The following is a 7612-nucleotide window of genomic DNA, read 5'->3' as shown; positions in this document are numbered from 1 at the left end:
TTTTATTACTTTAACAAGTAATTTATTAGAAAAACAAGGTGGTAATAAATCCATCCTAAGAGAAAAATTGACTAAAAACTGGAAGTTAATACCAGCAATATTTAAGTAACCTTTTTTTTTATGAACAAACCCTGAATTTGTTATATAAACTATGACAAATTTACAATAAAACCCTAATGATGAACTTTCACAAGGCTTTTTTCCTTTTAGGAATATTATCTTTTAATGCTTTTTCTCAATCAAAAACCGAGTTCAAATTCGATTTTGGTTCCGGCAAAACAGCAAAGGGTTATACGCAAGTTTCTGCTGAAAGTTACTATTCTAAGCAAAAAGGCTTTGGATTTATGTCTAACTCCAAAGTTGAAAGCATCAATCACAAAGGTAAAAATGCCTTAACTTCCGATTTCTGCACGAGCAATCAGCCTTTCTTTTTTACAGTTGATATTCTCGAAGGGAATTACAACGTAAAAGTTATTTTGGGCGATATTGAAGGTGAATCTACGACAACTGTAAAAGTAGAAAATCGTCGTTTGATGTTGGAGAAAGTAACTACTGCAAAAGGCGAATTTCTTACAAAAAACTTTACGGTCAATGTTAGAAATGCCCAAATAAATGCTACCGAAAAAGTAAAGCTCAAAATCCGTGAACTCAATTATTTGCATTGGGACAATCAACTGACTTTTGAGTTTAGTGATGCTTTACCTAAAATTTGTGGACTTGAAATCACGAAAACTGCCGATGACGTAATCACCGTTTTTTTAGCGGGAAATTCAACCGTTGTGGACCAAGCCCAAGAACCTTATGCCGCTTGGGGACAGATGATTCCGAGGTTTTTTAAAGCAGAAAAAGTAGTTTTTGCCAATCATGCCGAATCGGGCGAAACCATCAAAAGTTTTGTTTCAGAAAAAAGATTAGAAAAAATAATGAGCCAAATCAAAGCTGGTGATTACTTTTTCATTGAGTTTGCCCACAACGACCAAAAAGCTAATAGCGGCTTGGAAGCACATACGACTTACAAGGAGTATTTAAAAAGCTATATTCAGCAAATCAAAGCGAAAGGTGCTACGCCAGTTTTGATAACATCCATGCACCGTCGAAACTTTGATGCTGCGGGAAAAATAATCAATACTCTCGGCGATTTTCCCGAAGCCATGCGGCAAATTGCCATTGAGCAAAACGTAGCGTTGATAGACTTAAATGCCATGAGCAAAACACTTTTTGAAACTATGGGGCAAGAAAATTCAAAAAAAGCCTTTGTTCATTATGCCGCCAATACTTTTCCAGGTCAAGAAAAAGGAATCCATGACGACACGCATTTTAGCAATTATGGGGCGTATCAATTGGCAAAGTGTATCGTTGAAAGCATAAAAAACACTAAATTAAATATCTCGAAATACATTATTGACGAGTTTCTAACTTATGACCCAGCCAAACCCGATTCGTTGGAAAGTTGGAATTTTCCACATAGTCCATTAGTCAATGTTATAAAACCTGATGGAAATTAAAATATTCAATCAACCTAACTCAATGAAAAACCTTTACAAAATTACATTCTTTCTGTTTCTGACAATTCAACTACAAGCCCAACGCTTTGTCGAAAATCTCAATCGTGGTGTAGTGGCGGTCAGAACCAGCACCGAACAAGTGTATGTCGGCTGGCGATTATTAGGTACAGAGCCTTCTACAATAGCTTTTAATATTTATCGAGATGGTAAAAGATTAAATCCTACGCCTTTGGCGACAACGACCAATTATATTGATAATTATGTTGGTGGCGGTACATATACTGTTCGTGCAGTAATAAATAATAAAGAACAAAAAGACTCGGAAAAAGCAAAAATTTGGGAACAACAATTTCTGGATATTCCGCTGAAAGCACCCGAAGGAGGCACAACTCCCGATGGCGTAATTTATACATATACCGCCAATGATTGTAGCGTAGGTGATGTAGATGGTGATGGAGAATATGAAATAATCTTGAAATGGGAACCAACGAATGCCAAAGACAATTCGCAAAATGGCTATACAGGAAATGTATATTTAGATGCCCTAAAAATGGACGGCACGCAATTATGGCGAATCAATTTGGGGCGAAATATTCGTGCAGGAGCTCATTACACACAATTGATGGTCTATGATTTTGACTCTGATGGTAAAGCTGAGGTAGCCTGCAAAACCGCCGATGGTACAATTGACGGCAAAGGAAAAGTGATTGGCGATGCAAAAGCTGACTATCGCACGACGGCAGGTTATGTGCTTTCTGGTCCTGAGTTTTTGACTATTTTTAATGGGCAAACGGGCGAGTCAATGGCAACAACCAACTATTTGCCAGCCCGAGGAACAGTAGAAAGTTGGGGTGATAATTATGGAAATAGAGTTGACCGATATATTGCCGCCGTTGCATACTTAGACGGTCAGCGACCAAGCTTAGTAATGGGGCGTGGTTATTATACTCGTTTGGTAAGAGCCGCATGGGACTGGCGTGATGGAAAATTGACTTCTCGTTGGGTTTTTGATAGTGATAATGACAACAAAAACTATGAATATCAGGGAAATCACCAAATGACGGTGGGCGATATTGATGGCGATGGAAAAGATGAAATATTAAATGGTAGCAGTGCCATTGATGATAACGGAAAAGGCTTGTACGAAAATCATTTGGGGCATGGTGATGCTCTCCACATGACCGACATGGACCCAGACCGTGAAGGACAAGAACTTTGGCAACCGCATGAAAGTCCGTCAAAATACGGGGCTTATGGACTTGAATTTAGAGATGCTAAAACAGGCAAACCTCTTTGGGGCGTAGATGGCGAAAATAAAGATGTTGGGCGAGCTTTGGCAATCGACATTGACCCTCGTTACAAAGGTTACGAATGTTGGGGAGCAGTTGGCAATTTATACGATTGCAAAGGAAATCAAATTGGTACAGCAAAGCCTTCAATGAATTTTGCTGTTTGGTGGGATGCCGATCTTTCTCGTGAATTATTAGACGGAAACCACATTGATAAATGGGATTATTTGAATGCCAAAACTAATCGAATTTTAACGGCAACCGATTGCTCATCAAACAATAGCACAAAAGCTACACCTAATCTTAGTGCTGATATTTTTGGCGATTGGCGAGAAGAAGTAATTTTAAGAAAAACCGATAATACGGCATTAAGAATTTTTACGACAATTATTCCTGCAACCAATCGTATCTATACGCTCATGCACGACCCTCAATATCGTGTGGCAATTGCTTGGCAAAACTCGGCTTATAATCAACCCCCGCACCCAAGTTATTATTTAGGCGATGGCATGAAAGAGTTGCAAAAGCCTAATATTCAATTAGTTAGTAGAGAAACGACTGAGCTTATCAATGACACAGAAGATAAAAATACACACAAAGCGGTAATATATCCGAACCCTTCGAAAAATTCGTTTCAACTAAAATTAGAAGGAAAGTTTAGCTATACAATCATTGATATGAATGGCAAAAAAATCGAAAATGATTCTTGTACAGACGAGTGTGAAATAGGAGCAAAACTTCCTTCAGGGATGTATATTGTCAAAGTAAAAACTAAAAACAGCACAGATTCTTTAAAAATCGTAAAAGAGTAAAATTGTATATTTCTATGAAAAAACGAATTTGTGTTTTAATCAAAACAATCAGTATTGGATTAATCATTTCGCTAAATATTAATGCTCAAAATATGCCTAAGAAAAAGGATGTATTGAAAGCATTAACCGCTGCCAATGACTATTTTATGAACGAATGGTCGGACACAAGCAAGCCTATTTGGGCAGCTGACAGAACTCGCCCAAGTAATATCTGGACTCGTGGGGTTTATTATGAAGGACTCATGGCTCTTTATAAAGTTGATAAACAGAAACGTTATTACGACTACGCCGTTTCTTGGGGAGAAGCTCACAAATGGGGACTTCGTAACGGTACAAAAACTCGTAATGGTGATGACCAATGTTGCGGACAAACCTACATGGATTTGTATTTGATTGACCCAAAACCTGAGCGAATCAAAGATATTAAGGAAACCATGGACAATATGGTAAACAGCGAAAAAAAGGACGATTGGACTTGGATTGATGCCCTACAAATGGCAATGCCTGTTTTTGCTCAACTTGGTGTAATCTATAAAGACGACCGTTATTACGAAAAAATGTATGAAATGTATATGCACACCAAAACCGTGCAAGGCGATAAAGGTTTGTACAATCCAGTAGAAAAACTTTGGTACAGAGACAAAGATTTCGACCCACCTTACAAAACTCCTGCAGGCAAAAATTGCTATTGGTCACGAGGTGATGGTTGGGTGGTAGCAGCTTTGGTGCGAGTGCTTGATATTATGCCTAAAAATGCTCCACATCGTGAAGAATATGAAAAGACTTACTTAGAAATGATGCAAGCCTTGCCTGTTTATCAAAGAACCGATGGTTTTTGGAATGTAAGTCTTACCGACGAAACTGATTTTGGTGGAAAAGAACTCACAGGAACTGCCTTATTTACTTACGGAATGGCTTGGGGAGTAAATAAAGGTTTATTGAATAAGAAAAAATACACGCCAATAATAGCCAAAGCCGTGAACGCAATGATGAAAGACTGTATACATCCAAACGGTTTTTTGGGATATGTGCAAGGCACAGGAAAAGAACCAAAAGACGGTCAATCAGTAACTTATGACAAAGTACCAAATTTTGATGATTTTGGCGTAGGTTGTTTCCTTTTGGCTGGTGCGGAGGTTTATAAAATGAAATAAATTAGCAAATAATCAATATTTTACAAAAATGCTCAATAAAATATTAGTAATAATCCTTGTTTCAAGCACCTTTGCTGCTGCCCAGCCAAAATGGAAGCCAATCACACAGCAATCAAAGCCGTGGTCACGTTGGTGGTGGGAAGGAAATGCCGTAAACCCCAAAGACCTAACCTACAACATGGAGGCCTACAAAAAAGTAGGTTTGGGAGGTTTGGAAATCACACCTATTTATGGTGTGAAAGGATACGAGTCTCAATTTATTGATTTTCTTTCACCAAAATGGGTCGATATGTTTAAGCATACTCTTAAAGAAGGTACTCGCCTCGGCTTAGGTATCGACTTAGCTAATGCTTCGGGTTGGCCTTTTGGTGGGCCTTGGGTTACGCCCGAAGATGCTTGTAAATATGTTACTCACAAAACTTATACATTAAAAGAAGGCGAAAATCTTAACGAAAATATAGTCTTTACACAAACGCCTTTATTGCGATATGTCCTTCCAAAAAAAGTAGAAATTGGCACTTTGAAATATCCCATTTCGGCGAATGATAATTTGCAAGAATTGGCAATTGACCAAGTAAGATTTGAACAGCCCCTACCTTTACAGACCCTCATGGCGTATTCAGACAAAGGCGAAGTTTTGAATTTAACCGAAAAAGTAAATACCACAGGGAAGCTAAACTGGAAAGCTCCATCAGGAAACTGGACACTTTATGCGATTTTTCAAGGTTGGCATGGCAAAATGGTAGAACGTGCCGGCCCAGGTGGAGAAGGTGATGTGATTGACCATTTTTCGGCAAAAGCCATAAAAAACTACCTTTCGGCATTCGATAAGGCATTCACCAAAACTGATGTTTCGAGTATGCGGGCATTTTTTAATGATTCCTATGAAGTAGATGATGCTCGTGGACAATCGGATTGGACAGAAGCTTTGTTTGACGAATTCAAAAACCGCCGTGGTTATGACCTCCGCAATCATTTGCCAAATCTTTTCAGTAAAGAAAATACAGACCTCAATCACCGAGTTTTGTTTGATTACAGAGCTACTATTGGCGATTTGATTCTTGAAAAATATACTTCTGAATGGACAAAATGGGCTCACGCACGAGGCAAAATTGTAAGAAATCAAGCTCACGGTTCGCCCGCAAATACGCTTGATTTATATGGCGTTGTTGATATTCCTGAAATTGAAGGAACTGATTTGTTAAGAATAAAATTTGCTTCGTCAGCGTCTAATGTGATGGGTAAAAAACTAACTTCTTCGGAATCAGCTACTTGGGAAAATGAACATTTTCTCTCAAATTTGGCAGATGTGAAGCGAGCTTTAGACCTTTTCATGGTAGGCGGTGTCAATCATATTTTTTATCATGGCACAAATTATTCGCCCAAAGAAGCGGCTTTCCCTGGTTGGTTGTTTTATGCGGCGGTTCATTTTACGCCTCATAATCCATTCTGGAAAGATTTCGGAACTTTAAATAATTATGTAGCTCGTTGTCAAACTTTCTTGCAAGATAGCAAAGCCAGTAATGATGTACTGTTTTATTTTCCAATCACCGACCGTTTAACCGAACCTTCAAATAAAGGGTTATTGGAGCATTTTGATGGTGTAACACCTGAATTTAACGGTACAGATTTTAAAGAATTGGGTCAAAAACTCCTCGACCGTGGCTATGGTTTTGATTTTATTTCGGACAAACAAATTGGGAATTTAAACACCAAAAATCAAGAAATTTTGACGGGTGGAATAAGTTATAAAACCATCTTATTGGCTGAAAGTGAGCAAGTTCCACTCGAAACTTTTGAAAAATTGGTTGCTTTGGCAAAACAAGGGGCAAATATCATTTTCCACAAAAAACTCCCTGCCGATGTACCAGGTTTGGGCAATTTAGAAGCAAGAAGAAGTAAATTCAAGGCTTTATTAGCCGAACTAAACTTCGTAAAAAATACCGCAAGTTTCAGTCAAGCAAAAATTGGTCAAGGCTCATTTTTAGTTGGCGAAAACTTAGAAGAAATGATGGCTTTTGCTAAAATTCAACGTGAAACAATGATTGATAATGGCTTGCAGTTTGTCAGAAAAAGCCATGCGAAAGGCAATTATTATTTTATCAATAACAAAACTTCCAAAGCTTATGAAGGTTGGGTAAAATTGGAAGCCATTGCAAAATCGGCGGCTTTGTATAATCCAATGACTGAAGCTTTGGGCATGGCAAAATTTAATGCAAAAACTAACGAAATCTATCTACAACTGGCAGCGGGTGAATCGTGCATTGTTGAAACTTATAAAACGCCAGTAAAAGGAGTAAATTATGCTTACTGGAAAGCCAAATCCGAACCACAAGAATTGACAGGAACTTGGAAAATTACTTTTCTCGAAGGCGGCCCAACATTACCCAAAACTGTAGAAACGCAAACACTGGGTTCGTGGACAAAATTGGATGATGAAGCCTGTAAAAACTTCTCAGGAACAGCTTCTTATTCTCTTGTTTTTGCCATGACAAACAAGCTTGCAGCAGGCTATTGGCTCGATTTAGGCAAAGTTGCCGAAAGTGCCAGCGTAGTTTTAAATGGTAAATCTCTCGGTACTTTACTTGGCCCCAGTTATAAGGTTTTTGTGCCGAGCTCATTGCTAAAAGTAAAAAATATTTTGGTCGTAAACGTCTCAAACTCAATGGCAAATCGAGTAATTGCTATTGAAAAACAAGGTGTCGTTTGGCAGAAATTTTATAATATTAATGTTTCGGCAAGACTCAGACCAAATTTAGGAAAAGAGGGTTATTTCACCACAATAAATTGGCAACCAAGAGAATCTGGTTTGTTAGAAAAAGTAACTTTGACACCTGTTGAGCAAGAATAAA

At 38.2% G+C, this 7612-nt stretch carries 4 protein-coding genes; all 4 read left to right on the top strand.

The annotated features are described in order from the left end of the window. Positions 1-176: 176 nt before the first annotated feature. From ACH2CJ_RS02815 to ACH2CJ_RS02800, 4 genes are read left to right on the top strand one after another with little or no spacing between them, the layout of a single operon-like run. Positions 177-1505, top strand: a complete 1329-nt coding sequence (locus ACH2CJ_RS02815; protein ID WP_394990565.1) for a rhamnogalacturonan acetylesterase — start codon at positions 177-179, stop codon at positions 1503-1505. Positions 1506-1527: 22 nt separating this feature from the next. Continuing rightward, positions 1528-3606, top strand: coding sequence for a T9SS type A sorting domain-containing protein (locus tag ACH2CJ_RS02810; protein ID WP_394990564.1), 2079 nt, complete (start codon positions 1528-1530; stop codon positions 3604-3606). 14 nt (positions 3607-3620) lie between these two features. Further along, complete coding sequence (locus ACH2CJ_RS02805) at positions 3621-4760, top strand: glycoside hydrolase family 88 protein (protein ID WP_394990563.1); 1140 nt, start codon at positions 3621-3623, stop codon at positions 4758-4760. Positions 4761-4788: 28 nt separating this feature from the next. Continuing rightward, positions 4789-7611 (top strand): glycosyl hydrolase, encoded by a 2823-nt coding sequence (locus ACH2CJ_RS02800; RefSeq protein ID WP_394990562.1) that lies wholly within the window; start codon positions 4789-4791, stop codon positions 7609-7611. The last annotated feature ends 1 nt before the right edge of the window (position 7612 follow it).

The sequence above is a fragment of the Emticicia sp. genome (genome assembly GCF_043780375.1).
GTDB lineage: Bacteria > Bacteroidota > Bacteroidia > Cytophagales > Spirosomataceae > Emticicia.
The sequence above is the reverse complement of the archived record's forward strand: the minus strand, read 5'-3'. Positions and strand labels throughout refer to the sequence as shown.

Coding starts and splice junctions, on each gene's coding strand:
- ACH2CJ_RS02815 (WP_394990565.1), top strand. CDS start 177: ATGATGAACTTTCACAAGGCTTTTTTCCTTTTAGGAATATTATCTTTT.
- ACH2CJ_RS02810 (WP_394990564.1), top strand. CDS start 1,528: ATGAAAAACCTTTACAAAATTACATTCTTTCTGTTTCTGACAATTCAA.
- ACH2CJ_RS02805 (WP_394990563.1), top strand. CDS start 3,621: ATGAAAAAACGAATTTGTGTTTTAATCAAAACAATCAGTATTGGATTA.
- ACH2CJ_RS02800 (WP_394990562.1), top strand. CDS start 4,789: ATGCTCAATAAAATATTAGTAATAATCCTTGTTTCAAGCACCTTTGCT.